The sequence below is a fragment of the Serratia sp. (in: enterobacteria) genome (assembly GCF_051654945.1).
In the GTDB taxonomy this organism is placed as follows: domain Bacteria; phylum Pseudomonadota; class Gammaproteobacteria; order Enterobacterales; family Enterobacteriaceae; genus Chania.
The window spans coordinates 117,661-142,640 of the sequence record NZ_JBOFZA010000067.1 but is presented as its reverse complement, the minus strand read 5'-3'; the positions used below and the strand labels follow the sequence as shown (position 1 = coordinate 142,640).

The following is a 24,980-nucleotide window of genomic DNA, read 5'->3' as shown; positions in this document are numbered from 1 at the left end:
AATCCATTTTCTCCACCATCCGCTATCCCGCACGGCATCATCTCCCTGTCCCAAATTGTTCATCAGTTCGCCACCTGCGCGTCACGTGATTGTCATCTGCCCTCGGCACCATGATGCCAACGTGACTACCGAGTGCCGAACATGGATCTCATCGCCGTTTTGCCGCTTTCTTCCCTAACCGAAGTGCCGAGGGTTTAGCTATGACGCACTTATCTAGACATCCGACCAGTTTTCCAACCCGCTATCAGCAGATTGCCGCCCAGCTGGAGCAAGAGCTGGGCAGCCAATACCGCTGTGGGGATTATCTTCCTTCAGAACAACAGCTTGCCGAACGCTATCAGGTCAATCGCCATACGCTGCGCCGTGCCGTCGATGAGCTGGTAGAGCGCGGCTGGCTGCAACGCCGCCACGGCATCGGCATTCTGGTATTGCTGCGCCCCTATAACTATCCGCTGCACGCCAATACCCGTTTCAGCCAGAACCTGCTCGAACAGGGAAGCCATCCCACCAGTGAGCGCTTACTTGCAGTATTACGCCCGTGTAATGGGCATATCGCCAGCGCCCTCAGCCGTGAAGAGGGAGAAACCATTATCCACCTGCGCACTCTGCGCCGGGTGAACGGCGTACCCCTGAGCGTGATCGACCACTATCTGCCCGATTTAGACTGGTGGCCCGCGCTGCAACAGTTCCACAGCGGTTCACTGCACGAGTTTATCCAACAGCAGATCCACCAGCCGCTGACCCGCCGCCAGACCCGCATCAGCGCCCGGCGTTCCCAGGCGAAAGAGAGCCGCCTGCTGGAGATCGCCACCCATGCGCCGTTGCTATGCGTGCGCACCCTGAACACCTGTAGCGGCAGCGATACGGTGGCGGAATACTCCGTCAGCCTGGCGCGTGCCGACATGATCGAACTGACGATGGAGCACTGAATGCAAGCCTTACAGCAGAGACAACGCTGGATGTCGGTACTGGCGCATAGCCAGCCCGCCCAGTTGCGCAGCCACTGGCAGGCGCTGAACCTCAACCCGAGCTACCAACGCCTGCGCGCCCCGGAGATTGGCTTGACGCAGCTGCTAGGGCGCATGGGGGCGACTGGCCGCCGCTTTGTGCTGGGCGACATGACCGTAACCCGCGCGGTGGTGCAGCTGGCAAACGGCGGCCAGGGCTACAGCTACATCAGCGGGCGTGACAAGGATCATGCCGAGCTATGTGCGCTGATCGACGCCCTGCTACAGCAACCCGCCAACCATGAATTGCTACAGCTTCAGTTGATCGAACCCTTGGCCGCACTGCAACAGGAGCAGCGCCAGCTGCGCGCCCGCGCCGTCGCCTCCAGCCGGGTGGATTTCTTTACGCTGGTGCGAGGGGATTAAGCCATGACGTTATTAGCCGGTTTTGACCAGCCGATTGAACAATCGCAGCAGGCTTTTCGTTTGATTTTAAAGGCGTTAAGTGAGCCTGGGGTGATTGTTGAGCTCCCAGATGTTCCGACATGGGGTGCGCTGAACACCGCCAGCACCGCCGTGTTGCTGACGCTGGCCGATCAGGAAACGCCGCTTCAGCTCTGTGCTGAGCTAAAAAGTGAGCAAGTGCTAACTAACATCCGTTTTCATACCGGGGCAGCGCTGGCTAACCGCCCGGAAGATATCCACCTGGCGGTATGGGATGACCAGTTACAACCTGCCGAATTAAGCGCTCTACCGCATGGTAGTGAAGTCTCGCCGGAGTTCGGTGCCACATTGGTGGTGCAGGTAGCGACATTGGAAGGCAGTGACGGGCTACAGCTCTCCGGCCCCGGCATTGAAAAACAACGGGAAATATCTCCGTCGTTGCCAACTGCATTACGGAATTATCTACTCGGACGACCTCAGCGCTTCCCGCTGGGTCTGGACATTATCTTGACCAGCGGCGGGCGTCTGATGGCACTGCCAAGAACCACCCGCGTGGAGGAGTACTGATGTACGTTGCGGTGAAAGGGGGCGAAAAGGCCATCGAGGCTGCCCATCAACTACAGGAAAATCTGCGTCGGGGCGACGAAACTGTCCCAGCGCTCAGCGCAGAGCAAATCGGCGAACAGCTGGGTTTGGCCGTTGACCGGGTGATGACGGAAGGCGGTATTTACGATCGTCAGCTAGCGGCGTTGGCCATCAAGCAGGCCAGCGGCGATCTGGTGGAGGCCATTTTCCTGCTGCGCGCCTATCGTACCACCTTGCCACGTCTGGCCGTCAGCGAACCGTTGGTGAGTGAGAACATGCGGTTAGAGCGGCGGATCTCGGCGGTTTACAAAGACTTGCCCGGTGGCCAGGTGCTTGGCCCCACTTATGACTATACCCATCGCCTGCTGGATTTTGCACTGCTGGCCAACGGTGAAACGCCTGCCGCCCCGCAGGCCGATGAGCCGCTGCCAGAGAGCTGTGCCCACGTGTTCGACCTGCTGAATCAGCAGCACCTGGCACTGGCGGAACAAGATGATGGCAGTATTCCAGACGATATAACCCGCAACCCGCCGGTTTATCCGTGCTCCCGCTCGGCGCGCTTACAACAGCTGGTGCGTGGCGATGAAGGCTTTCTGCTGGCATTAAGCTACTCCACCCAGCGCGGCTATGGCCGTAACCATCCGTTCGCCGGGGAGATCCGCAGCGGTTACGTTAGCGTGGAGATCGTGCCGGAAGAACTCGGTTTCGCCGTCGATATCGGCGAGATCCTGCTGACCGAATGCGAGATGGTGAACGGCTTTGTCGACCCGCAAGATCGTCCGCCGCACTTCACCCGTGGCTACGGGCTGGTGTTTGGCCGCTCGGAACGCAAAGCCATGGCGATGGCGCTGGTGGATCGCGCCTTGCAAACCGCCGAATACGGTGAGGACGTGGCAGGCCCGGCGCAGGACGAAGAGTTTGTCTTGGCCCACGCCGATAACGTGGAGGCCGCCGGTTTTGTTTCCCACCTCAAGCTACCGCACTACGTCGATTTCCAGGCCGAGCTGGAGCTGCTCAAACGCCTGCAACTGGAATTCGCCGCCCTTCAGGAGACTCGCCATGAGTGAAGTATTGACCGGCTATAACCTCGGTTACCTGGATGAACAAACCAAGCGCATGATCCGCCGCGCGATCCTCAAGGCGGTGGCGATCCCCGGTTATCAGGTGCCGTTCGGTGGCCGCGAGATGCCAATGCCTTATGGCTGGGGCACTGGCGGCATCCAGATCACCGCCAGCATCATTGGCCGCGCCGACGTGCTGAAAGTCATCGACCAAGGTGCCGACGACACCACCAACGCGGTCTCCATCCGTCGCTTCTTCCAACGCGTGGCCGGAGTCGCTACCACCGAGCGCACGCCAGAAGCGACGCTGATCCAGACCCGTCACCGCATACCGGAAACGCCATTGCAGGCTGACCAAGTCCTGATTTATCAGGTACCTATCCCGGAGCCACTGCGTTTTATCGAACCGCGCGAGACCGAAACGCGCAAGATGCACGCGCTGGAAGAATACGGCGTGATGCAGGTGAAGCTGTATGAGGATATCGCCCGCTACGGCCATATCGCTACGACCTATGCCTATCCGGTGAAGGTTAACGATCGCTATGTGATGGACCCGTCTCCAATCCCTAAATTTGATAACCCGAAGATGCACATGATGCCTGCATTGCAGCTGTTCGGTGCCGGCCGGGAAAAGCGCATCTACGCCCTGCCGCCGTTTACCAAGGTGGAAAGCCTGGACTTTGACGATCACCCGTTCAGCGTACAGCAGTGGGAAGAGCCTTGCGCCCTATGCGGCTCACGCCACAGCTATCTGGATGAGGTGGTGCTCGACGACCAGGGCAGCCGGATGTTCGTCTGCTCAGACACCGACTTCTGCCAGCAACAACTCAATCAAGAGGTACCGCACTGATGACTTCCGTTCCGTTGAGTGCCACGCCGTTGCTGACGGTCAATCAACTCACCCACCTTTACGCGCCGGGCAAAGGTTTCAGCAACGTGTCATTCGATATCTATCCCGGTGAAGTGCTGGGCATCGTCGGCGAATCCGGCTCGGGTAAAACCACGCTGCTCAAGTCGATCTCTGCCCGACTGGCACCGCAACAGGGCCAAATCCTCTACCGCCCGCAGCCAGGACAGCTGCAGGATCTGTATGCCATGGCGGAAAGCGATCGCCGCCGCCTGCTGCGCACCGACTGGGGCGTGGTGCATCAGCATCCACTCGACGGCCTGCGGCCACAGGTTTCTGCCGGCGGCAACATCGGTGAGCGCCTGATGGCCATCGGTCAGCGCCATTACGGTGATATTCGTCAGCAGGCCAAACAGTGGCTGGAGGACGTGGAGATCCCGGTCTCTCGCCTGGACGATCTGCCCACCACCTTCTCCGGCGGTATGCAGCAGCGCTTGCAGATCGCCCGCAATCTGGTGACCCATCCGAAGCTGGTGTTTATGGATGAGCCAACCGGCGGGCTGGACGTTTCCGTGCAGGCGCGGCTGCTGGATCTGCTGCGCAATCTGGTGGTGGAAATGCAGCTGGCAGCGGTGATTGTCACCCACGATCTGGGCGTGGCACGCCTGCTGGCCCACCGCTTGCTGGTGATGAAAGAAGGTGAGGTGGTGGAAAGCGGTCTGACCGACCGGGTGCTGGACGATCCGCACCACCCTTACACCCAGTTGCTGGTCTCTTCGGTACTGTCGTAAACAGGTGACATATGACGATTAAAATCCGGGTTGAACACCTGAGTAAAACCTTTGTGCTGCACCAACAGCACGGTACCCGCCTGCCGGTGCTGCACGATGCCAACCTGACCGTCAGCAGCGGCGAATGCGTGGTGCTGCACGGTCATTCCGGCAGTGGTAAATCCACCCTGCTGCGCTCGCTGTACGCCAACTATCTGCCAGACAGCGGCCATATCTGGATCCATCATCAGCATGACTGGCTGGAACTGGTACAGGCCGAGGCCCGACAAATCCTGGCGGTACGCCGCCACACCATCGGCTGGGTCAGTCAGTTTCTGCGCGTGATACCGCGCATCAGCGCGCTGGAAGTGGTGATGCAGCCGTTGCTGGAATCCGGCGTTGAACGTAGCGAATGCCGTGAGCGGGCCGCAACCCTGCTCAACCAGCTCAACGTACCGCAGCGCCTGTGGCCGTTGGCTCCTTCGACCTTCTCCGGCGGTGAGCAGCAGCGGGTGAATATCGCCCGTGGCTTTATCAAGGATTACCCCATTCTGCTGCTGGATGAGCCGACTGCCTCGCTCGACAGCCGCAACAGCGCAGCGGTGGTCAACCTGATCGAACAGGCCAAACAGCGCGGCGCGGCCATCGTCGGTATCTTCCATGATGCAGTCACCCGCGAGCAAGTGGCTGACCGTTTACATGCCATGCAGGCCCCACAGGTTCTGGAGACGCCATGATTATCAATAACGTCAAGCTGGTGCTGGAAGACCAGATGGTTGCGGGTTCACTGGAAATGACCGACGGCGTGATCCGTAACTTTGCCGAGACGCCGAGCCAGCTACCGCAAGCGCTGGATGGTGAAGGCGGCTGGCTGTTGCCGGGGTTGATTGAGCTGCATACCGACAATCTGGACAAGTTTTTCACCCCGCGTCCCAACGTGGACTGGCCCGCACATTCGGCCATGAGCAGCCACGACGCGCTGATGGTGGCCAACGGCATCACCACGGTGCTGGATGCGGTCGCGATTGGTGACGTACGCGACGGCGGGCATCGGCTGGAAAATCTGCAAAAAATGATCGACGCGGTGATCCACAGCCAGCGCGCCGGGGTGAACCGGGCCGAACATCGGCTGCACCTGCGCTGCGAGCTGCCCCATAGCAGCACCTTGCCCCTGTTCGAGCAGTTGATGGATAAGCCGGGCGTGTCTTTGGTATCGCTGATGGACCATTCGCCAGGCCAGCGCCAGTTCGCCTCACGGGAAAAATACCGTGAATACTATCAGGGCAAATATCACCTCAATGACCAGCAGATGAGCGAGTATGAGGTGGAGCAGATTGACCTGTCCGAACGTTGGGCCACGCCTAACCGCGAGGCGATCGCCGCCCACTGCCGGGCGCGGAATATCGCGCTGGCCAGCCACGACGACGCCACCGCCGATCACGTCAGCGAATCCAGCACGCTGGGCAGCGTGATTGCCGAATTCCCGACCACCGAAGCGGCAGCCCGGGCTTCACATCAACAAGGCTTGCAGGTGCTGATGGGCGCGCCCAATATCGTGCGCGGGGGTTCGCACTCCGGCAACGTGGCGGCGCACCATCTGGCGGCCCTGGGCGTGCTGGATATCCTCTCTTCCGATTATTACCCAGCCAGCCTGTTGGACGCCGCGTTTCGCCTGGCGGCCGACGATCGCAACGCTTTCAGCCTGCCGCAGGCCGTACAGTTGATCACCCGCAATCCGGCACGGGCCTTGGGCTTGCAGGATCGTGGTCTGATTGCCGAAGGGTTACGCGCGGATCTGGTGTTGGCAAAACCACACGGTGAGCATATCTACGTGCAAAACGTCTGGCGACAAGGCAAGCAGGTGTTCTGATGGCCCATCTCATCTATCTGATGGGCCCATCCGGGGCAGGCAAGGACAGCCTGCTCGAACGGCTGCGGGCAGCAACCCGCGCCGGACCGCTGGTGGCGCACCGCTACATCACCCGCCCGGCCAATGCTGGTTGCGAGAACCATATCGCCCTGAGCGAGCAGGAGTTTCTACGCCGCCGGGCCAAAGGGTTGTTTGCCTTGGACTGGCAAGCCCATGAACATCGTTATGCCTTCGGCATCGAGGTCGATCTGTGGTTATTACAAGGGATCGACGTGGTGGTCAACGGATCCCGCGCTCATCTGCCGCAGGCACTGCAACGCTACGGTACCCAACTGCTGCCGGTCTGTTTGCAGGTTTCCCCCTCCGTATTGCGCCAGAGGCTGGAACAGCGCGGACGGGAAACGGCGGTACAGATCGAGCAACGGCTGGCGCGGGCGGCCGACTACCAGCAAACCCTGCCGGCGGGTTGCCGCCTGCTGGATAACAACGGCGATCTCGCGCATACCCTCGACGCACTGCTGGCCTTAACCGAAAAACAACCACAGGACACCCTGCCATGAGCTTGCTGGCCCAACCCAAAATCGGCAACGATGTGACCCTCAACCGCTGCCAACTCGGCCAATACGTGCATCTGGCCGATGATGCGATCCTGGAAGAGGTCGAAATGGGGGATTACTCCTATACCGCCGGGCATAACCAGATCTTTTACGCCACCATCGGCAAGTTTGTCTCCATCGCTTCCTATGTGCGTATCAACCCCGGCAATCACCCCAGCTATCAGCGTATTGCTCAGCACCACTTCACCTATCGTGCTTCCGACTACGGCCTGGGGGAGGACGATGAGGCATTCTTTGACTGGCGGCGCGAGCAGCACGTGACCATCGGCCACGACGTGTGGATCGGCCACAATGCGATCGTGATGCCGGGCGTGACCATTGGCAATGGCGCGGTGATAGGCAGCGCGGCGGTAGTGACTAAAGACGTGGAGCCGTATTCGCTGGTTGCCGGAGTGGCGGCCAGGAAAATCGGTATGCGCTTTGACGATGCGTTGATCGAGCGTATTGAGCGCAGCCAGTGGTGGCACTGGGATCGCGAGGTGTTACAGGCTCGGCTGGCCGATTTTCGTGATATCGACAGCTTTGTGACCAAGTATTTGTGATTTTACCCCTCACCATCGGGCGCAGCATGCAGCGCACCTACGTGCTGGTCTGCAGCCACGTATGAGTGGGGTTAGCAGCGAGAAACCAAGCTTGTCACAGATTGACTCCTACCCCTTATTATTGCGCCGAGCTGGCTCCCTCTCCCTGTGGGAGAGGGTAGGGGTGAGGGGGAGGCCAAGTATAAAAATGAGGAAACCAGCATGCAACTGACCTTTCTTGGCACCGGCGGAGCACAACAGGTGCCCGCTTTTGGCTGCGACTGTCTGGTGTGCCAGCGGGCGCGACGTGAGCCGGCGTTCCGGCGGCGGCCGTGCAGTGCGATGATCACATTTCAGGGGGAAACGACGTTACTGGATGCGGGATTAAGCTCGTTGGAAAGGCGTTTTGCGGCGGGGGAAATTCAGCGTTTTTTACTGACACATTACCACATGGATCACGTTCAGGGGTTATTTCCTTTGCGTTGGGGGTGCGGAAAATCCATCCCGGTCTATGGCCCGGCAGATGAACAGGGCTGTGACGATCTGTTTAAACACCCTGGCATTCTGGCGTTCCAGCCTCCACTGCTCCCCTTCGAAACGGTGGAGTTGGGTGGGCTGCTCGTCACGCCGTTACCGTTAATTCATTCCAAGCTCACCCACGGCTATCTGATCCAGACGCAAGGCAAGGCCCTGGCCTATCTGACCGATACCGTCGGCCTGCCGCCGGAAACCACACGCTATCTGCAACAGATCACCCTCGATTTGCTGGTGCTGGATTGCAGCCTGCCGCCGCAGCCCCAGGCACCACGCAACCACAACGACCTGCCCCGCGCACAGGAGATCCAGCAACGCTTGCAGGCACGGCGTACGCTGCTGACGCACATCAGCCATCATCTCGATTTATGGTTAATGGCCAACGAGCTGCCGCCCGGCCTTGAGCTGGCGTTCGATAATCTCAGCATTGCGTTATAAGCGATGCGAGCAATGCAGTTGGTTGGATTCTAAAATCTTGACCCCGTTGCCAGGGCTAAAAGCCTGCGTCAGTAAGGTTTGCGCGACGTCCTTGGCGGCAACGCCCTTCCATTTGCCTGGTAGCAGGCTGAATAGCGGTTGACTGAGCCGTTCCAGCAAACGCGGCTCAGCACGGGAGCCGAACAGCATTGAAGGGCGCACCAACGTCAGGCGCAGCCAATGCTGGTCACGCAGCGTCTGCTCCATCTCCCCTTTGGTACGGTTATACAAAAATGGGGATTTGGCATTGGCCCCAATGGCGCTGACCACCAGACAATGCTGCGCGCCAAGACGCTGCCCAGCCTGGGCCGTTTCAACCACCAGCTGGTAGTCAACATGGCGGAATGCTTCCGCACTGCCAGCCTGCTTGCGCGTAGTGCCTAAACAGCAGAACACTACGTCGACCGGCTGAGCCAGTTGCGCTAACAGCTCGTGCAGCTCTCCCCCGACCGGATTATCTAATTTGGCCTGTGCCGGTAACGCCTTACGCGTTGGAGCAACCACCGAGGTGACCTGGATATCGGCCAACAGCAAACGTATCAGTTCGCCCCCTACCAGCCCGCTAGCGCCTGTGATCAGTACCCGTGCCATCGATTCCCCTTCCTGCTGCGCCATTTGCCCAAAGTATAACCATACTCAAAAGCTATACCCCGATATTTTTAAAGTCATTTCCCCCACGCGGCTTGCGCCAGACAATGGTGAAAATTTCATCTTTAACGCCAGGAGATCGCCATGCCCTATCCCGATTTACGCAGCTATCTGGCTGCGCTGGAGGAACAGCAGCAACTGTTGCACATTAAGGAGCAGGTCAAGCCCGAGCCGGATATCTCGGCGGCGGCCTGCGCTGCCAGCAAGCTTGGCGAAAACTCTCCGGCACTGCTGTTTGAGAACATTCATGGCTACCACGATGCCCGCATCGCCATGAACGTCCACGGCTCCTGGCCCAATCTGGCGATCGCCATGGATATGCCAAAGCATACGCCGTTGAAGAGCCAGTTTTTTGAGTTTGTTCGCCGCTATCAAAACTACCCCGGTGAAGTAGAGTATCGCGATAGTGCGCCTTGGCAGGAAGTGGTGATTGATAAAGATATCAACCTGTTCGACATTTTGCCGCTGTTTCGCCTCAACCACGGTGACGGCGGTTTCTATATCGATAAAGCCAGCGTGGTATCCCGCGATCCCTCCATTGAAGACAATCAGAAAAGCCAGAACGTGGGCATTTACCGTATCGAGGTAAAAGGCCGCAACCGTCTTGGCCTACAGCCGGTGCCTGCCCACGACATTGCCATTCATCTGCAACGCGCGGAAGAACTGGGGATGGATCTGCCGATCGCCATCACCATCGGTAACGATCCGATGATCAGTACGGTGGGCGCGATGCCGATCCTCTACGATCAATCGGAATATGCCATGGCCGCCGCGCTTAACGGCCAGCCTTACCCGGTGGTTTACAGTGAGTACAGCGATTTGGATCTGCCGTGGGGATCCGAGTTCGTGCTGGAAGGCAAGATCCTTTCCAGAGTGCGTGAAGCAGAAGGGCCGTTTGGGGAATTTACCGGCCACTATTCTGGCGGACGACGCATGCCGGTGGTGGAAATCAGCAAAGTCTCTCACCGCCGTAAGCCGATCTTTGAACATCTCTACCTGGGGATGCCGTGGACCGAGATCGACTACATGATGGGCATTAACACCTGCGCACCGCTGTATGTTCAGCTCAAACAGGCGTTCCCAGAAGTGGTGGCAGTGAATGCGCTTTATACCCACGGGCTGATCGTGATTGTCTCTACCAAGACCCGCTTTGGCGGCTTTGCCAAAGGGGTGGGCATGCGCGTATTAACCACGCCGCACGGGCTGGGTTACGCCAAGATGGTGATCGTGGTGGATGAGACGGTCGATCCCTTCAATCTGCCGCAGGTGATGTGGGCGATCTCCACCAAGTTCAACCCGGATTACGATCTGCTCAAGGTGCCAGGGCTATCGATCCTGCCGTTGGATCCGGCTTCGCAGCCTGCGGGCATGACCAGCAAAGTGATCATCGATGCCACCACGCCGAAAGCACCGGAAGAGCACGGCCACTTCTCACAGGAACTGCGCGATCCCATCAGCACCAACGATTGGGTAGAGAAATTACAGACGCTGATTGAAGCGGCGAAAGCGGGCCATTAACAGGAGAGAGTTATGCATCAGCACCCAGAACAATGCCCACGCTGTGAGTCTGACGGGCCTGAAGTCCTCAGCCATTCACCGGTAGCGGGAGCCTGGACGGTATTTCACTGCCCGACCTGCTTTTTCACCTGGCGCAGCACCGAGCCGGATTTCATCACCGATCCGGCCAAGTACAATGCCAACTTTAAATTCGCCCCGCAGGATATGGCGCATTTTGGCGTGATGCCGGCAATTCCGGAACTGAAACGCCGCTAGCGGTCTGCTTTAAGTAATCTACCACCGCACGCAGCGCGGAACGGGTTTCCTGCTGTGTGCGGTATAACATCACCAAATCGTCCGCCACCGCATCCAATTCCGGAACCGGAATGGCTACCAGCCCTTCCCAGATCTGATCCTGCGGTAACATCGGCAGCAGCGCGATCGCCATGTTCTGCTGCGCCAGATAGCGCATCATCGGGACATCGCTGGCATCGGCAAACACCTGCGGTTGCAGCCCTTGTTTGGCAAAGCTCTGTAGCACCTGTTCATACACCCCAAAACCCGATTTGCGCCGTAGCAGCGTCAATGGGTAAGCCTCCAGTTGCTTCAGACTCAACTGGGCATGCTGTGCCAGAGGGGATTCGGGATGGCACAGCGCGCGGAAGCTGGAATGCGCCAACGGCGTAATGGCGATATGGGCCTCACCGCTGGTGAGGGGCAAATGCACCAACGCCAGATCGATACGCTGCTTATCCAGCAGTTCCTCCAGGTGTTGGGTATCCCCTTGATACAGGGAAAAACTCAGCTCTGGCCGCTGCTGGCGCAGGGCCTGCATCATCTGTGCGACGCGCGGAATGCCCATTGATACGGTGCCGATCCGCACCACGCCACGTTGCCCTCCCCCGAACGCGTGCATCTCCTCTTCCACTTCTGCCGCCATTTGCAGCAGATCGCAGGCGCGCTGATACAGATAGCGCCCGGCTTCGGTGGGAGCCATTCCCCGGCTGGAGCGCTCAAACAGCTGCACGCCCCACTCCTCCTCCAACTGTGATAAGGCTTTGCTAAGCGGTGGTTGGGCGATATACAGCACCGCCGCCGCAGCGGAAACCGATCCTTGTTCGACCACCGCTTTAAAATAGCTTAGGGGTTTTAACTTGAGCATGCGGCTTTACCTTGCGGGTTTGACATCGGCCACGAAGGTCGGTAAATCCCAGGTGCCACCCGCATGGATTAAACGGCACATACCGGTGGTGGCCTCGTTGCTTTGACGAAACGCCGTGCCGTCCCACACCCAACTGGCGGTGGCCCAGCAATCGCCCAACCCACGCCCTTTTTGCCCCATTGAGATCGTCCCTTCATCATAGCCAGAACCGGAATTGGTCACCAATACCGGGGCCTGTTGCAGGGCGCTGTCGATCACCCAATAGCCGTAGCCTTCGTTATAGGCAGCCCGCCAGCACACGGCGGCAATCAGAGCATGGCCATTGCCTAGCGGGGTTAGCGTGATGCCCTCCTCGCTTGCACCTTCATTATCCTGTGGGGACTGCATGCGGTCACAATCATCCGGTTGCAGCGTCGCTAACAGTTTGGGCGTGAGCACTGCGATCTCGGGTGCCGTCAGTGGGCGTTCCTGCGCCTTATCCACCTTCACCGCCTGGATCACCGGGGCAGGAATGGCTGCTGGTACGCTGCTTTCCGGCTTGTCGCCTTTTTTGCTCAAGGCGCCTGGTGTGCCGATACGTCCCTGCACATCATCCATCTTCAATAAGGTCGCCGTTGCCCCATCGCCTGACAGTACGAAAGGCGCCGGGCCGCCTTTAAATTCGACTTTGCCACTCCCTTTGATAGCACCGATCAGGGCCAGAGTCTGGCTTGTGGACAGGTGCCAGAACCCTTCCCCGGCGGGCTTGAGCACGCCTGCCGCCTTGCCGTTGATCCACAGCGTCAGCTTGGTGACCGGGGCTGAGTCACTCGATTCGTAATCCGCCAGGGTCACCTCCCCCACTGGGGCGGTGCCTGGGCCTGCAATGCGCGTAACCAGTACCGAGCCGTTCGAAACACTTGGCTCATCTTCATTGGCGTAGCCCGCAGCGCGACAGGTATTGGTATTGTCGCACGCCAGCTCCCAATTCTTGTGGCTAAAGGAAACGCCGCTATCTTGCGCCAGCGCCGGGGAAATAAAGGCGGCCATCAGCGCCAATGCGGCTATCTCTGTGTTTTGCATCCCACCCATCCTTAAGTTATCAACGTGCCCAATGCAGCTTTTTGCCAAAGCCCAGGGTATTGTCGGTCATCTTCACTTCCTGTAACGCGATCTGCCAGATAGGGGCTTTCATCACCCGGGCCACCGGAAAGCGTTTGCAGTAGCGTACACGAGCCAGTTCAGCCTTGTCCCCCACCAACTGTGTGATTTCTCCTGCGTACTGCACGCCTTTGATCAGCGCAATAGTCTTGGGCTGCGGCGCAATAGTACCCACCACCCGATTGTTCCGTTGCATCAGTTCACCGTGGCGGGTGTGCGGTTCGGTCATCAGCCATAGCGCCATGCTTTCGGCATCGAAAACGTAAAAGCAGTTGGCGCACCACATCTCCAGACCATCCCCGGCACAGAGCGTGAGCACATGTTGCTTGCCGAGAAAACGGATTATGTGCAGCCGGTCTTCAGTCTGGTTCAACGTAAGTTCTCCTTTTCACCCTCCGCTATCTTACCCTCAGATTTGCAGGCAGTCACAATTGGCGACAAATTATGCTCAACATAGCATCAGTATATAAATCAGCCATTCCTGCAATAGTCCTGCTGTACTGACCCAATGCCCACCACTTCGATTAAAAGGCTATATTAGTGATGAGAACGTTTAGTCAGGCCTGGAATTCAGGATGCTCCAACTTGGATCCGACATTAAATAAAGCCATCGCTCCCGAGCCAATTGATAACGAATTGCTAAAAACATACAAAAAACAAATAACTTATAATGAGTAAATAGAATAAAAAATATGATACAACACGGACGCCCTTATTTGATATGCACGAAAAACACCTATATATCATAGTGTTAAATAGTTTTTGATGTAATTAATTAAAAAACCATTGTTTCAAGTTAATACGATGTGTAACAATGTATTTAGGATTACATCACTATAAATAAGGGAAGAGTAAAATTGAATAAATTAGCTAAGTTAGTACTTGTCGCCGCAGCACTGTCTACATTAACTGCTTGTACTGGTCGTATTGAGAACAAAACCAAAGATTGTAGCTACGATTATCTGCTGCACCCTGCTATTTCAATCTCAAAAGTCATTGGTGGCTGCGGCCCAACTGACAAGTAAAGGTTAGCATCGTACACGGTTTATAGGTGACGATAATAAGCTTTACCACTCCCCATGTTTACAAAGTCATAAAAAGCCTCTGCTTTATTGGCAATGTATCTGCATGGGGAGACGATGACTACCGGCGCAGAGCGTGAGCACATGCAGCTGGCCGATAACGAAAAATGTGCTGCCGATCTTCGATCTGGTTCAACGTAGGTTCTCCTTCTCCCCCCCGCTTTCTTACCTTCAGATTTGAAGGCAGTCACAATTAGCGACAAATTATAGCCAACAGACAACCAGCATATAAATTAGTAATTTCTGCATTACTATGCAAGATAAGACCGGCTACTGTAATAACAAATAACAAACATCCTATCTTTATTTTTGCTATGACTTCCTTATATTAGGGACGATCTAGCGGGGCATCGTTAGCCTAAGTCAAATTTACCCGCTCCGATCGCCACTTTTGTAGCAATTGCTTCACATATACCATTGCTGAATAGTTCATAGCTATTCACTACAATGCATAGAAAATGAATAGTTAAGTATAAATCCCGCAAATAACGTGATCTGCATCACTTTATTTCCGACTTTTAGGGATAAAATAGCGCCATGTCCGTAACCCATAGGTAAATGGAAAATGGAAAACAACAACAGAAAGATGGCTCATATCCGACGAACTACACACCTTATGATGATGGCTCACCGCAGCTGCTTTAGCTTTGCCTTTTTTAACTTCAGATAAACTCCCTCCTCTGCGTTCTTATTGCGTCTTGCAGTACGAGCTATGCCAATGATCAATTCTTGCGCCTGATGGCGACGGTATCGCTTTGTTTTTATTCAAAACAGAGTTAATTAGGCATACTTGCAACTTCGTATAAGAAGCAAAAAAACCATTTCGTAAAAATGAACTCGCATCCTGGTTATGTTCTATGAACATGATTGCGATAACGCGTACTTTTATTTTAACGAAAATATTTATCGACAAAGAAGTTATTTGCCGACGGGATATTTTTGTCTGAAGAATGATAAAATGAACAAATTAAAAATAGCAGCGAATCAAAAAACACTTTCTTGCTTTGAAACCGCACGTGAAATTACCGATGTACACCACAGCGACTTTAATGACGTGGCCGCCATCGTACTTTCCGTCGAAGACGTACAGCACGGTTTGGTGGCTCAGTTGGAAGAAACTGGCCTGAACATCCCAATCTTTGTCGCCGTCTGCTGTGAGGAAGAATTGGATAACGCCGTATTACCGGCGCTGAACGGCGTCTTCGAACTTTGTGGCAAAAACACGCAGTTCTACGGCAAGCAGCTGGAAGCCGCAGCGGTAAAATATGAAAGCGAGCTGTTACCCCCGTTCTTTAATACCCTGACCAAGTATGTCGAAATGGGTAATGCCACCTTCGCCTGCCCAGGGCACCAGGGCGGCGAGTTCTTCCGCAAGCACCCTGCAGGCCGTCAGTTCTTTGATTTTTATGGTGAAACGCTGTTCCGCTCCGATATGTGCAACGCCGACGTCAAACTGGGCGATCTGCTGATCCACGAAGGCGCCCCTTGTGATGCGCAAAAGCACGCCGCCAAGGTGTTCAACGCAGATAAAACCTACTTCGTGCTCAACGGCACCTCGGCTTCCAATAAAGTGGTCACCAACGCCTTGCTAAGCCGTGGCGATCTGGTGCTGTTTGACCGTAACAACCATAAATCCAACCACCATGGCGCGCTGATCCAGGCCGGGGCAACGCCGGTCTATCTGGAAACGGCACGTAACCCGTTCGGCTTTATCGGCGGCATTGACGCCCACTGCTTTGAAGAAGGCTACCTGCGCCAGCAAATCCGTGAAACTGCCCCGGAACGCGCCAACGAGGCACGCCCGTTCCGTCTGGCCATTATCCAGTTGGGCACCTACGACGGCACGATTTATAACGCCCGCCAGGTTGTCGACAAGATTGGCCACCTGTGTGATTACATCCTGTTTGACTCCGCCTGGGTCGGCTATGAGCAGTTCATCCCAATGATGAAAGACTGCTCACCACTGTTGTTGGAACTGAACGAAAACGATCCGGGGATTATCGTTACCCAATCGGTACATAAACAGCAGGCCGGTTTCTCCCAGACCTCGCAGATCCATAAAAAAGACAAGCACATCAAAGGGCAAGATCGTTACTGTAACCATAAGCGCTTCAACAACGCCTTTATGCTGCATGCCTCCACCAGCCCGTTCTACCCGCTGTTTGCCGCGCTGGATGTGAACGCCAAAATGCACGAAGGCAAGAGTGGCCAGCGCCTGTGGAAAGAGTGTGTGCGCATCGGCATTGAATCACGCAAAATGCTGTTGGACACCTGCACCATGATCAAACCTTTCGTGCCGGAGCAAATCGACGGCAAACCTTGGCAGTCTTACAGCACCGAGGCCATGGCCAACGATCTGCGCTTCTTCAACTTTGTCCCTGGCGAGAAATGGCATGCCTTTGACGGCTATGCGGAATCACAATACTTCGTGGATCCCTGCAAACTGTTGCTGACCACTCCGGGCATCGACACCGCCAGCGGCGAGTACAGCAGCTTTGGTATCCCGGCCACCATTCTGGCTAACTACCTGCGCGAAAACGGTATTGTGCCGGAGAAATGTGACCTGAACTCGATCCTGTTCCTGCTCACCCCAGCGGAAGATATCGCCAAAATGCAGCACCTGGTGGCGCTGATTGCTCGTTTCGAAAAACACGTCGAACAGGACTCTCTGCTGAGTGAAGTCTTGCCAACCGTATATAAGAACTACGAAAAACGTTACCAGAATTACACCCTGCGCCAGCTTTGCCAGGAAATGCACGATCTGTACGTCAGCTATAATGTGAAAGAGTTGCAGAAGGAAATGTTCCGTAAAAGCCATTTCCCTCGCATCGCCATGGATCCGCAAACTGCCAATACCGAATTCGTACGTGGCAAAGCGGAACTGGTTTCTCTCGCTAAAGCCGAAGGCCGCATTGCCGCTGAAGGTGCGTTACCTTACCCACCAGGAGTGCTATGTGTCGTCCCTGGTGAAATCTGGGGTGGCTCAGCCCAACGCTATTTCCTGGCGCTGGAAGAGGGTATCAATTTATTACCTGGTTTCGCCCCAGAATTACAAGGTGTTTATATCCAGCAGGATGAAGATGGCTGGAACCGGGCTTACGGTTATGTCATGAAAGCGTAATTAACTTCAGGGAGGCGGCATATTCTTGCCGCCAGACATATTTAAATATTCCTCGAATTTCAAGCGGAACCTATACGGCCGCGCAAAATTCGAGGGATATAATAGCGAGAATCATCATGAGCAAATCCAATAATAAAATGGGGGTTGTGCAATTAACGATCCTGACGGCCGTCAATATGATGGGTTCCGGCATAATTATGCTGCCAACCAAGCTGGCCGAAGTCGGAACCATCTCTATTGTTTCCTGGTTAGTGACCGCCGTGGGCTCGATGGCCCTGGCCTACGCGTTTGCCAAATGTGGCATGTTCAGCCGTAAATCCGGCGGGATGGGCGGCTATGCCGAGTATGCCTTCGGTAAATCCGGCAACTTTATGGCCAACTACACCTACGGCGTTTCACTGCTGATTGCCAACATCGCCATCGCCATTTCCGCCGTGGGTTATGGCACCGAGCTGTTCGGGGTGGCTCTGACACCGTTAGGCATCTGTATTGCCACTATTGCCGTACTGTGGCTGGCTACGGTCGCCAACTTCGGGGGCGCACGTATCACCGGGCAGATCAGCGGGATCACCGTCTGGGGAGTTATTATCCCGGTCGTGGGTATCTCCCTCATCGGTTGGTATTGGTTCAGCGGCACAGCCTGGATGGCCGCATGGAACCCGCATGCTGTGCCAACCTTTGAAGCCGTCGGGTCTTCTATTTCAATGACTCTGTGGGCCTTCCTGGGCCTGGAATCAGCCTGTGCCAATACCGACGTGGTAGAAAACCCGGAACGTAACGTGCCTATCGCCGTACTTGGGGGCACATTGGGTGCCGCAGTGATCTACATTGTTTCCACCAACGTGATCGCGGGTATTGTGCCAAACATGGAACTGGCTAACTCCACAGCACCATTCGGTCTGGCGTTCTCGCATATGTTCAACCCAACCGTGGGTAAAATCATCATGGCGTTGATGATTATGTCCTGCGTCGGTTCGCTGTTAGGCTGGCAGTTCACTATCGCCCAGGTGTTCAAATCCTCTGCCGACAGCGGCTTCTTCCCGAAAATCTTCTCCAAGGTCAGTAAATCAGATGCGCCAGTTAAAGGCATGCTGACCATCGTGATTATTCAGAGCGTGATGTCGCTGATGACCATCAGTCCGTCGCTGAACAAGCAGTTCAACGTGCTGGTAAACCTGGCGGTAGTGACCAATATCATTCCGTACATCCTGTCGATGGCCGCGCTGATCATTATCCAGAAAGTAGCGAAAGTGCCTGAGAACAAGGCGCGTATAGCCAACGTGATTGCCGTGATTGGTGCGCTGTATAGCTTCTATGCGCTTTACAGCTCCGGTGAAGAGGCGATGATGTGGGGCGCTATCGCCACCTTCTTCGGCTGGACCTTGTACGGGCTGGTTTCTCCGCGCTTTGAGATGACTGAAAAGCACAGCTGAGTTTGTTGAGCGGATAACAGAAATGGGCGCTTCGGCGCCCATTTTGCTGAGAAGAGAGGTGATTAACTCAGATCCGCACCGTTGCTGGCGATCACCTGCTGATACCAGTAGAACGATTTCTTTCTGGTTCTGGCTAAAGTGCCGTTCCCTTGGTCATCACGGTCCACATAGACAAAACCATAGCGTTTACTCATTTCACCGGTAGAAGCAGAAACCAGATCGATGCAGCCCCATGAGGTATAACCCATCACCGGGATACCGTCTTCGATGGCATCCGCCATGGCTTTGATATGCTCGCGCAAATAGCTGATGCGGTATTCGTCGTTGATCTCACCCTGCGGGTTGATTTCGTCCTTCGCGCCCAGGCCGTTCTCCACCAGGAACAGCGGTTTCTGGTAACGGTCATACATCATGTTCATGGTGATGCGCAGGCCCAATGGATCGATGCCCCAGCCCCATTCACTGGCCTGAATATGTGGATTTTTCAGCGATTTGACGATATTGGCGGCGCTGCTATTGTGCTCATTCATATCCGCCGAGGCGCAGCGGGAAGCGTAATAGCTGAAGGAGACAAAATCGACGCTGTTTTTAAGGATTTCATCATCGCCCGGCGCCATCTCGATGGTGATACCTTTTTCCCGGAACAGGCGTTGGGTGTAGGAGGGATAGGCACCGCGAGCCTGTACGTCGATAAAGAACAGGTTCTCACGATCTTTCTCCAGCGCCGCCCAAACGTCTTCTGGTTTACAGGACCACGGGTAGAAATTACCCCCAGCCAGCATGCAGCCAACCTGATTGTCCGGGTTCACCTCATGCGCAATTTTGGTAGCTAACGCACTCGCCAGCAGTTCGTGGTGCGCGGCCTGATACTTCACCTGCTCCTGATTATCGTTGGGCTCGAACACCAGCCCCGCTCCGGAGAATGGGCTGTGCAGCAGGATATTGATTTCATTAAACGTCAGCCAGTATTTCACCAGCCCGTCAAAAGCTTCAAAGCAGGTGCGGGCGTAATGGGTGAAGAACTCCACCATTTTCCTGCTACGCCATGAACCGTACTCCCGCACCAGGTGCATCGGCACGTCAAAGTGGCACAGCGTTACCAGCGGTTCAATGCCGTGCTTTTTGCACTCATTGAAGACATCGCGGTAAAAGGCGACCCCTTCTGCGTTAGGTAGCGTTTCATCCCCGTTCGGGAAAATGCGGCTCCAGGCGATCGAAGTACGGAATACGCTGAACCCCATCTCCGCCATCAGGGCGATGTCGTCTTTATAACGATGATAAAAATCGATGCCAACATGGCTGGGGTAGAACTCATCTTCCCGCAGTTCAAAGCGCTTTTGCTGGCCCAACTTTACCGCCAGCCGATCTTTACCATGAGGGATCATATCAACCGTGGTCAGCCCTTTGCCGCCTTCCAGATAAGCGCCCTCGGCCTGGTTAGCCGCTAGTGCACCACCCCATAAAAAGTCTGCGGGGAAAACAGATGCTGGCATAAGATACCTCTTCTCAACTATACGTTTTTACAACAGATTATACGGATACCGCGGGAGCCGGTTTGGCTTGTTCACTTGCCGCATCTTCAGCGACCGGGATATCTTCAAAGCCCAGTAACAGCGTGAGGATGAAGGACAGCACCACCGCCAGGATCATCACGCCAAATACCCAGACAATGGTCATCGGGTTGGCCGGGTCAAAGAACTGTACGCTGGTAAACAGGCCCGGTGAGGCCATCGAATGGCTTGCCAACCCGGCAATTCCAGCAACGCCACCGCAGACAAAACCGCTGATCAGCGCAGCAATAAGCGGGCGCTTCAAGCGGATTGCTACGCCGTACAGTGCGGGTTCAGAAATCCCGGCAACAATCGCCGATGCCGCAGCGGCCAACGCCGTCTGACGCAACTCCGGGTTTTTGGTACGCCAGGCAACCGCCAACGATGAACCACCCAACGAGAGGTTGGCACCAATTTCCGATGGCATCACCATGCCTTCTTTGCCGGTTTCCGCGATGGTTTGAATGATGGTTGGCGTAAATACGCGGTGCATCCCGGTCATGACCAGCAGCGGCCAAAGCCCGCCCATAATCGCCACGGATAACCAGCCCAGATAGCTGTGAATGGTGTACACCAACGCGGAAATACCGCTACCGATCCAGATGCCCAACGGACCAATCAGCAAGATGGCAATCGGCGCCGAGATCAGCACGATCAACATCGGTTTGAGGAAGTTTTTCGTCACGGCTGGCGTGATGCGATCGACCCATCTTTCAATGTAGGAAAGCAGCCAGGTCATGAACAACGCCGGGATCACCGTGTAAGTGTATTTCACCGCCGTGACCGGTATGCCCATAAATTCAACCTGTTGCCCCTGTGCGGCTTTCGCCATCAGATCGATAAATGCAGGATGAACCAGCACCCCGGCGATCGCAATCGCCAACGACATGTTGGTTTTGAATTTTACCGCCGCAGAGGCAGCAACCATCACCGGCAGGAAGAAGAATGCCCCATCACCAATGACGTTAAGGATAATCAGCGTCGAGGAGCCTTTGCCGAACACGCCGGTCATATCCAGGATCATCGCAAGCAGTTTCACCATCGAACCGCCGATGATGGCGGGGATCAACGGTGACATGGTGCCTATCAGCGCATCCAGGATCCCTGCCCCAATACGTTTCAGGGTGATCTTGTTTTTTTCAGGTGTCGGTTGTTGGGCGACCGCCCCTTCGGGCAACAGTTTCAACACTTCGGCATAGGCCTGTGAAACGGTGTTGCCAATGATCACCTGGCACTGGTTTTCGCTTCTTACCACGCCCAGCACACCGCCGATCGCCTTCAGTCTGGCGGCATCGACGAGGGTGTCGTCGTTGAGCACAAAGCGTAAACGCGTCATGCAATGAGTCACTGCCGCGACGTTACTCGCTCCCCCAACTGCATCCACTATCGATCTTGATACCGCCGCATAATTCTTAGACATGAGGACAACTCTCATAGATAGGTAACCGGTTTCACATAAGAGTGTTGATATTCAGATTTAAGATCAATCGATAAATTTATTTATTGTCTGTTCTGTGACTGAGATCGACATGAGGGGGTGCGCGGTTCTGCGAATGGCCTGCTCTAACGCCGCGGAATGTGTAGAATGGGGATAATTGTTACAAGCCGGGAAAACCCTATGTCTACCATGCAGGAAGTGGCCAAAAAAGCAGGCGTCTCAAAAGCCACTGTTTCACGTGTTCTGTCCGGCAAAGGGTATGTCAGCGAAGCAACCAAAGAGCAGGTATTTAAAGCCATTGAAGAGGCGGGCTACCGCCCTAATCTGCTGGCGAGAAATCTGGCCACCAATAAATCCCAATGTATTGGCCTGGTGGTGACCAATACCCTCTATAACGGCAATTATTTCAGCGAGATACTTTCCCAAGCGGCGCAAAAGCTGGAAGACAACGGTCGCCAGCTGATCCTGGTGGATGGCAAACACAGCGCCGCAGAAGAGCAGGAGGCGATCCAATTCCTGCTCGATTTACGCTGTGACGCCATCATCATCTATCCGCGTTTCTTAACCATCGAAGCGATGGACGACATTATCGAGCAGCATAAGCAGCCGATCATGGTGGTTAACCGCCGGTTGCGAAAACACCAAAGCCACTGCATCTGCTGCGACCACAAAGGGGCCAGCTTTAACGCGACAAAGTATCTGATTGAGCAAGGTCACCGGGATATCGCCTTTATTACCGGCTCACTGGATTCTCCAACTGCCATCGAGCGGCTCTCCGGCTATAAAGACGCGTTAAATCAATATGATATTTCGCTGAATGACGGGCTGATTATCAAAGGGAAGTGGACACCGGCCAGCGGTGCGGCAGCGGTTGAGTCCCTGCTTGGCGGTAACATCTCTTTTAGTGCGGTGCTTGCCAGCAACGACGATATGGCCGTGGGTGCCATCAAAACATTGAGCGAGGCGGGCATTGCCGTACCTGGTAACGTTTCCGTTATCGGCTTCGATAATATCCCTACCGCTCCGTATCTATCCCCGGCATTATCCAGCGTAAAAGATCCGGTGAGCAATATGATGAGTGAAGTGATCGACCGGCTGATCGCCATGCTCGACGGTGGTTACCTGTCGAAGGATAACGTTTTTGTTTCCGAGCTGCTGGTTAGGGATTCGGTTGGAAATGGGCCTTTTTTCGGTAAGTGATGCGAAGCAGTCAGTGGATTGGTTTTCAACTTTCGTTTATTTTGGGTTGTGATATCGCCAATGTCGAGGATTTTCCTTTTCAAAGTGAAAAGCGATCGGTTGCCTGTATTACCTCTCTCTCAGTGCGAATAAAACCTTTAAGCTCCAAAAAAAGCCTTTAAAAAATGGAGTAAGAAAAAAAATAATTACATTGAGCGATAAATATATAAATGAAAATAAAAAAATATTCTCATTACTCATGTAAAAAACAAAGAAAAAATACCCAAAAATAAGTATGGCAACACATCGATACGTTCCCATAAAACTATTTGCAAACGCTCTTTTAATACTAATATTCTGATATCTGGCTGTTTTTATTAATGACTTAGCATCAACTTCCTTAATGCCTAACCTGATCAGCTTGATTTTTAAGTCATTATCATCCATGCGTTATATCCCTTACACACTTTTGTTCATCACATACTAGTCTATCCAAGGTTCAGACTACCAAATCTGAGAGTACAGGCAAGAAAAATGATTATCATTTTTAATGTAAGCTTTCATAGCTTGCGTCAAAGTGAGAGCTTCAGCATTGGTTCTGGGTAAAGGAGGAACTGGAAACGCACCTCAAGTACGTTAGAGTATAGCTGTGAATTATTGGTTGAACTCTGGTGAACAGCATTGAAAAATAGCACCATCAATCCCCTGATCATATCAACCCTGTGCAGGCCGTTATGAATGAAACAATCTGGCACCTCTATATGCTGCGGATGCCCAGCGGGATGTTGTATACCGGCATAACGACAGATGTCGTCCGGCGTGTGGCGCAGCACCAAGCGGGCAAAGGGGCCAAAGCCTTGCGTGGCAAAGGGGAATTGCAGCTGGTTTTCCACAGCCAGGTGGGGGATCGCTCAATGGCGCTAAGGCTGGAGTATCGGGTGAAGCAGTTGAGCAAAACGCAAAAAGAGAGGCTGGTGACAAACCCGCCCCTCTCATTGGAATACCTGCTGCCGGTGGTTAGAACCGATTAAACGGCTCTGAAAACGCCACCAGCCCCTGCACGCCATCAAGCGCATCTTCCGCCAGCGGATAAACCTGGAATGCGGCTTCCGTTCCTGGCCAACGACAGTGCAGATCGAACTGGGCGGCATTTTTAAAGCCAAAACGGCCGTAGTAAGCAGGTTCACCCAGCACCACAACGGCGGCATAGCCGAACTCATTCAGCGCATCCAGCCCTTCGTAGACCAGCTTTTCGGCCAACCCTTGGCGACGCAGGCTTTCCTCTACCACCAACGGCGCAAGACCTACCCACTGACGATCCTCACCTGCAACATCCACCGGGCTGAAAGCAGCATAGCCAACTACGCCACCCTCATCGTCCGTGGCTACGATGCCCAGCGTCAGCAACCCGTCTTCACGCAGCTGTTGTACCAGATCGGCTTCATCATCACGGCCAAAGGCGTTACGCAACAGCGCATCAATGCCTGCGGCATCTACCGGAATTTCTACACGGATCAGCATGGCTGCGGCACACGGGAAGTTTGCTCCGTGCCCTCCTGCAACCCTGCCTCAACAAAGTCCGCCAGCTTCAGCAGCCCAACGCGCAACGGCGTAGGCATCGCATCCAGATCGATGGCGTCCATCAGATTTTTTACATACAGGCCCAATTCGGTATCTCCTTCAATCTGCAACCGACGCTGGAAAAACAGCGTATCGGGATCTTGCTTACGTGCCGCAATCAAGATCAGATCGTTGGCTTCGCCGCTGAAGCTGACGTCCGCCTCAGCCTGTTGGCTCACCACCAGCCTATCGTTTTCTACTGTCATAAACCATTGCAGCGCCAAATCGCGCACTTCGATTTTCAGCCAGCGTGATTCAAGAAACTCCAAATCACCCTCAGCCAGCGCCTGGCGGAACTGCCAGCTCAGCACCTGTTCCAACACCTGACGCTGCAGAGCAAACGGCGTGAATTTTAACGGTACGCGCAACAGCGACGGCCCTTGACGCACAATGCGTGCTCGTAGTTTTTCCAACACTGTCATTCACTCCTTTCTACT

The 24,980-nt window shown here is 54.9% G+C and carries 28 protein-coding genes; 19 read left to right on the top strand and 9 right to left on the bottom strand.

Features of this window, described 5'->3' with window-relative positions:
• The first annotated feature begins 200 nt into the window (after window positions 1-200).
• From phnF to phnP, 11 genes are all read left to right on the top strand, one after another.
• Window positions 201-929, top strand: coding sequence for a phosphonate metabolism transcriptional regulator PhnF (phnF, locus tag ACRDCA_RS09730; RefSeq protein WP_438689323.1), 729 nt, complete (start codon window positions 201-203; stop codon window positions 927-929).
• The gene (phnG, locus tag ACRDCA_RS09725; RefSeq protein WP_438689322.1) at window positions 930-1,373 is read left to right on the top strand and encodes a phosphonate C-P lyase system protein PhnG; all 444 of its coding nucleotides are present in this window, start codon (window positions 930-932) and stop codon (window positions 1,371-1,373) included.
• 3 nt (window positions 1,374-1,376) lie between these two features.
• Window positions 1,377-1,958, top strand: a complete 582-nt coding sequence (gene phnH / locus ACRDCA_RS09720; protein ID WP_438689321.1) for a phosphonate C-P lyase system protein PhnH — start codon at window positions 1,377-1,379, stop codon at window positions 1,956-1,958.
• Complete coding sequence (locus ACRDCA_RS09715; protein ID WP_438689320.1) at window positions 1,958-3,043, top strand: carbon-phosphorus lyase complex subunit PhnI; 1,086 nt, start codon at window positions 1,958-1,960, stop codon at window positions 3,041-3,043. The genes phnH and ACRDCA_RS09715 overlap by 1 nt, the downstream gene beginning before the upstream one ends.
• Window positions 3,036-3,887: an alpha-D-ribose 1-methylphosphonate 5-phosphate C-P-lyase PhnJ gene (locus ACRDCA_RS09710; RefSeq protein WP_438689319.1), complete on the top strand. Its 852-nt coding sequence runs from the start codon at window positions 3,036-3,038 to the stop codon at window positions 3,885-3,887. The genes ACRDCA_RS09715 and ACRDCA_RS09710 overlap by 8 nt, the downstream gene beginning before the upstream one ends.
• Window positions 3,887-4,675 carry a phosphonate C-P lyase system protein PhnK gene (phnK, locus tag ACRDCA_RS09705; protein ID WP_438689318.1) on the top strand — a complete coding sequence of 263 codons (789 nt, stop codon included), beginning with the start codon at window positions 3,887-3,889 and terminating at the stop codon, window positions 4,673-4,675. Before ACRDCA_RS09710 ends, phnK begins: the two co-directional genes overlap by 1 nt.
• A gap of 11 nt (window positions 4,676-4,686) precedes the next feature.
• Window positions 4,687-5,391, top strand: a complete 705-nt coding sequence (gene phnL / locus ACRDCA_RS09700; RefSeq protein WP_438689317.1) for a phosphonate C-P lyase system protein PhnL — start codon at window positions 4,687-4,689, stop codon at window positions 5,389-5,391.
• Window positions 5,388-6,524: an alpha-D-ribose 1-methylphosphonate 5-triphosphate diphosphatase gene (gene phnM / locus ACRDCA_RS09695; RefSeq protein ID WP_438689316.1), complete on the top strand. Its 1,137-nt coding sequence runs from the start codon at window positions 5,388-5,390 to the stop codon at window positions 6,522-6,524. Before phnL ends, phnM begins: the two co-directional genes overlap by 4 nt.
• Window positions 6,524-7,084, top strand: a complete 561-nt coding sequence (phnN, locus tag ACRDCA_RS09690) for a ribose 1,5-bisphosphokinase (protein WP_438689315.1) — start codon at window positions 6,524-6,526, stop codon at window positions 7,082-7,084. Before phnM ends, phnN begins: the two co-directional genes overlap by 1 nt.
• Window positions 7,081-7,683 carry a DapH/DapD/GlmU-related protein gene (locus ACRDCA_RS09685; protein WP_438689314.1) on the top strand — a complete coding sequence of 201 codons (603 nt, stop codon included), beginning with the start codon at window positions 7,081-7,083 and terminating at the stop codon, window positions 7,681-7,683. The genes phnN and ACRDCA_RS09685 overlap by 4 nt, the downstream gene beginning before the upstream one ends.
• A 201-nt stretch (window positions 7,684-7,884) precedes the next feature.
• Window positions 7,885-8,634: a phosphonate metabolism protein PhnP gene (gene phnP, locus ACRDCA_RS09680; protein ID WP_438689313.1), complete on the top strand. Its 750-nt coding sequence runs from the start codon at window positions 7,885-7,887 to the stop codon at window positions 8,632-8,634.
• Here the strand turns inward: phnP and ACRDCA_RS09675 are convergent.
• Entirely contained in the window at window positions 8,629-9,264 is a 636-nt protein-coding gene (locus tag ACRDCA_RS09675) for an NAD(P)H-binding protein (protein WP_438689312.1), read from the bottom strand. The two genes, phnP and ACRDCA_RS09675, sit on opposite strands and share 6 nt — an antisense overlap.
• Before the next feature lie 141 nt (window positions 9,265-9,405).
• On the opposite strand from ACRDCA_RS09675, the gene ACRDCA_RS09670 reads away from it, so the two are divergent.
• Both ACRDCA_RS09670 and ACRDCA_RS09665 read left to right on the top strand, forming a co-directional pair.
• Window positions 9,406-10,839 (top strand): non-oxidative hydroxyarylic acid decarboxylases subunit C, encoded by a 1,434-nt coding sequence (locus tag ACRDCA_RS09670; protein WP_438689311.1) that lies wholly within the window; start codon window positions 9,406-9,408, stop codon window positions 10,837-10,839.
• 12 nt (window positions 10,840-10,851) lie between these two features.
• Window positions 10,852-11,094, top strand: a complete 243-nt coding sequence (locus ACRDCA_RS09665; RefSeq protein WP_071998294.1) for a non-oxidative hydroxyarylic acid decarboxylases subunit D — start codon at window positions 10,852-10,854, stop codon at window positions 11,092-11,094.
• On the opposite strand, the gene ACRDCA_RS09660 is transcribed toward ACRDCA_RS09665, so the two are convergent.
• From ACRDCA_RS09660 to ACRDCA_RS09650, 3 genes are read right to left on the bottom strand one after another with little or no spacing between them, the layout of a single operon-like run.
• On the bottom strand, window positions 11,024-11,980 hold the full coding sequence (locus tag ACRDCA_RS09660) for a LysR family transcriptional regulator (protein ID WP_438689310.1): 957 nt from the start codon (window positions 11,978-11,980) through the stop codon (window positions 11,024-11,026). The two genes, ACRDCA_RS09665 and ACRDCA_RS09660, sit on opposite strands and share 71 nt — an antisense overlap.
• A gap of 6 nt (window positions 11,981-11,986) precedes the next feature.
• A complete protein-coding gene (locus tag ACRDCA_RS09655) occupies window positions 11,987-13,042 on the bottom strand; it encodes a DUF1176 domain-containing protein (protein WP_438689309.1) in 1,056 nt (351 codons plus the stop codon).
• Window positions 13,043-13,061: 19 nt separating this feature from the next.
• Window positions 13,062-13,493, bottom strand: a complete 432-nt coding sequence (locus tag ACRDCA_RS09650; protein WP_438689308.1) for a YhbP family protein — start codon at window positions 13,491-13,493, stop codon at window positions 13,062-13,064.
• 484 nt (window positions 13,494-13,977) lie between these two features.
• Here ACRDCA_RS09650 and ACRDCA_RS09645 point away from each other — a divergent pair, with 484 nt between their 5' ends.
• The 4 genes from ACRDCA_RS09645 to potE all read left to right on the top strand — a co-directional run bounded on the left by ACRDCA_RS09645 (window position 13,978) and on the right by potE (window position 18,756).
• Window positions 13,978-14,145: a YhfL family protein gene (locus ACRDCA_RS09645; RefSeq protein WP_438689307.1), complete on the top strand. Its 168-nt coding sequence runs from the start codon at window positions 13,978-13,980 to the stop codon at window positions 14,143-14,145.
• Between the two features lie 622 nt (window positions 14,146-14,767).
• Entirely contained in the window at window positions 14,768-14,872 is a 105-nt protein-coding gene (speFL, locus tag ACRDCA_RS09640; protein WP_115650778.1) for a leader peptide SpeFL, read from the top strand.
• Window positions 14,873-15,160: 288 nt separating this feature from the next.
• Window positions 15,161-17,323, top strand: coding sequence for an ornithine decarboxylase SpeF (gene speF / locus ACRDCA_RS09635; RefSeq protein WP_438689306.1), 2,163 nt, complete (start codon window positions 15,161-15,163; stop codon window positions 17,321-17,323).
• A 116-nt stretch (window positions 17,324-17,439) separates the two neighbouring features.
• On the top strand, window positions 17,440-18,756 hold the full coding sequence (potE, locus tag ACRDCA_RS09630; protein WP_438689305.1) for a putrescine-ornithine antiporter: 1,317 nt from the start codon (window positions 17,440-17,442) through the stop codon (window positions 18,754-18,756).
• Between the two features lie 62 nt (window positions 18,757-18,818).
• Here the strand turns inward: potE and ACRDCA_RS09625 are convergent, their stop codons facing one another.
• Both ACRDCA_RS09625 and ascF read right to left on the bottom strand, forming a co-directional pair.
• Window positions 18,819-20,249 carry a 6-phospho-beta-glucosidase gene (locus ACRDCA_RS09625; protein WP_438689304.1) on the bottom strand — a complete coding sequence of 477 codons (1,431 nt, stop codon included), beginning with the start codon at window positions 20,247-20,249 and terminating at the stop codon, window positions 18,819-18,821.
• A 37-nt stretch (window positions 20,250-20,286) separates the two neighbouring features.
• Window positions 20,287-21,726, bottom strand: a complete 1,440-nt coding sequence (gene ascF / locus ACRDCA_RS09620) for a PTS cellobiose/arbutin/salicin transporter subunit IIBC (protein WP_438689303.1) — start codon at window positions 21,724-21,726, stop codon at window positions 20,287-20,289.
• A gap of 198 nt (window positions 21,727-21,924) precedes the next feature.
• On the opposite strand from ascF, the gene ACRDCA_RS09615 reads away from it, so the two are divergent.
• The gene (locus ACRDCA_RS09615; protein ID WP_438689302.1) at window positions 21,925-22,944 is read left to right on the top strand and encodes a LacI family DNA-binding transcriptional regulator; all 1,020 of its coding nucleotides are present in this window, start codon (window positions 21,925-21,927) and stop codon (window positions 22,942-22,944) included.
• 108 nt (window positions 22,945-23,052) lie between these two features.
• On the opposite strand, the gene ACRDCA_RS09610 is transcribed toward ACRDCA_RS09615, so the two are convergent.
• The gene (locus ACRDCA_RS09610; RefSeq protein WP_438689301.1) at window positions 23,053-23,370 is read right to left on the bottom strand and encodes a hypothetical protein; all 318 of its coding nucleotides are present in this window, start codon (window positions 23,368-23,370) and stop codon (window positions 23,053-23,055) included.
• Window positions 23,371-23,657: 287 nt separating this feature from the next.
• Here ACRDCA_RS09610 and ACRDCA_RS09605 point away from each other — a divergent pair, with 287 nt between their 5' ends.
• Window positions 23,658-23,954, top strand: a complete 297-nt coding sequence (locus ACRDCA_RS09605; RefSeq protein ID WP_438689300.1) for a GIY-YIG nuclease family protein — start codon at window positions 23,658-23,660, stop codon at window positions 23,952-23,954.
• On the opposite strand, the gene ACRDCA_RS09600 is transcribed toward ACRDCA_RS09605, so the two are convergent.
• Window positions 23,941-24,444, bottom strand: coding sequence for a GNAT family N-acetyltransferase (locus tag ACRDCA_RS09600; RefSeq protein ID WP_438689299.1), 504 nt, complete (start codon window positions 24,442-24,444; stop codon window positions 23,941-23,943). The two genes, ACRDCA_RS09605 and ACRDCA_RS09600, sit on opposite strands and share 14 nt — an antisense overlap.
• The gene (ubiT, locus tag ACRDCA_RS09595) at window positions 24,438-24,959 is read right to left on the bottom strand and encodes a ubiquinone anaerobic biosynthesis accessory factor UbiT (RefSeq protein ID WP_438689438.1); all 522 of its coding nucleotides are present in this window, start codon (window positions 24,957-24,959) and stop codon (window positions 24,438-24,440) included. The genes ACRDCA_RS09600 and ubiT overlap by 7 nt, the downstream gene beginning before the upstream one ends.
• Between the last annotated feature and the right edge of the window lie 21 nt (window positions 24,960-24,980).

Excerpts from the sequence above, each read along its gene's own strand:
- phnF (WP_438689323.1), top strand. The coding sequence starts at position 201 with ATGACGCACTTATCTAGACATCCGACCAGTTTTCCAACCCGCTATCAG.
- phnG (WP_438689322.1), top strand. The coding sequence starts at position 930 with ATGCAAGCCTTACAGCAGAGACAACGCTGGATGTCGGTACTGGCGCAT.
- phnH (WP_438689321.1), top strand. The coding sequence starts at position 1,377 with ATGACGTTATTAGCCGGTTTTGACCAGCCGATTGAACAATCGCAGCAG.
- ACRDCA_RS09715 (WP_438689320.1), top strand. The coding sequence starts at position 1,958 with ATGTACGTTGCGGTGAAAGGGGGCGAAAAGGCCATCGAGGCTGCCCAT.
- ACRDCA_RS09710 (WP_438689319.1), top strand. The coding sequence starts at position 3,036 with ATGAGTGAAGTATTGACCGGCTATAACCTCGGTTACCTGGATGAACAA.
- phnK (WP_438689318.1), top strand. The coding sequence starts at position 3,887 with ATGACTTCCGTTCCGTTGAGTGCCACGCCGTTGCTGACGGTCAATCAA.
- phnL (WP_438689317.1), top strand. The coding sequence starts at position 4,687 with ATGACGATTAAAATCCGGGTTGAACACCTGAGTAAAACCTTTGTGCTG.
- phnM (WP_438689316.1), top strand. The coding sequence starts at position 5,388 with ATGATTATCAATAACGTCAAGCTGGTGCTGGAAGACCAGATGGTTGCG.
- phnN (WP_438689315.1), top strand. The coding sequence starts at position 6,524 with ATGGCCCATCTCATCTATCTGATGGGCCCATCCGGGGCAGGCAAGGAC.
- ACRDCA_RS09685 (WP_438689314.1), top strand. The coding sequence starts at position 7,081 with ATGAGCTTGCTGGCCCAACCCAAAATCGGCAACGATGTGACCCTCAAC.
- phnP (WP_438689313.1), top strand. The coding sequence starts at position 7,885 with ATGCAACTGACCTTTCTTGGCACCGGCGGAGCACAACAGGTGCCCGCT.
- ACRDCA_RS09675 (WP_438689312.1), bottom strand. The coding sequence starts at position 9,264 with ATGGCACGGGTACTGATCACAGGCGCTAGCGGGCTGGTAGGGGGCGAA.
- ACRDCA_RS09670 (WP_438689311.1), top strand. The coding sequence starts at position 9,406 with ATGCCCTATCCCGATTTACGCAGCTATCTGGCTGCGCTGGAGGAACAG.
- ACRDCA_RS09665 (WP_071998294.1), top strand. The coding sequence starts at position 10,852 with ATGCATCAGCACCCAGAACAATGCCCACGCTGTGAGTCTGACGGGCCT.
- ACRDCA_RS09660 (WP_438689310.1), bottom strand. The coding sequence starts at position 11,980 with ATGCTCAAGTTAAAACCCCTAAGCTATTTTAAAGCGGTGGTCGAACAA.
- ACRDCA_RS09655 (WP_438689309.1), bottom strand. The coding sequence starts at position 13,042 with ATGCAAAACACAGAGATAGCCGCATTGGCGCTGATGGCCGCCTTTATT.
- speFL (WP_115650778.1), top strand. The coding sequence starts at position 14,768 with ATGGAAAACAACAACAGAAAGATGGCTCATATCCGACGAACTACACAC.
- speF (WP_438689306.1), top strand. The coding sequence starts at position 15,161 with ATGAACAAATTAAAAATAGCAGCGAATCAAAAAACACTTTCTTGCTTT.
- potE (WP_438689305.1), top strand. The coding sequence starts at position 17,440 with ATGAGCAAATCCAATAATAAAATGGGGGTTGTGCAATTAACGATCCTG.
- ACRDCA_RS09625 (WP_438689304.1), bottom strand. The coding sequence starts at position 20,249 with ATGCCAGCATCTGTTTTCCCCGCAGACTTTTTATGGGGTGGTGCACTA.
- ascF (WP_438689303.1), bottom strand. The coding sequence starts at position 21,726 with ATGTCTAAGAATTATGCGGCGGTATCAAGATCGATAGTGGATGCAGTT.
- ACRDCA_RS09615 (WP_438689302.1), top strand. The coding sequence starts at position 21,925 with ATGTCTACCATGCAGGAAGTGGCCAAAAAAGCAGGCGTCTCAAAAGCC.
- ACRDCA_RS09610 (WP_438689301.1), bottom strand. The coding sequence starts at position 23,370 with ATGGATGATAATGACTTAAAAATCAAGCTGATCAGGTTAGGCATTAAG.
- ACRDCA_RS09605 (WP_438689300.1), top strand. The coding sequence starts at position 23,658 with ATGAATGAAACAATCTGGCACCTCTATATGCTGCGGATGCCCAGCGGG.
- ACRDCA_RS09600 (WP_438689299.1), bottom strand. The coding sequence starts at position 24,444 with ATGCTGATCCGTGTAGAAATTCCGGTAGATGCCGCAGGCATTGATGCG.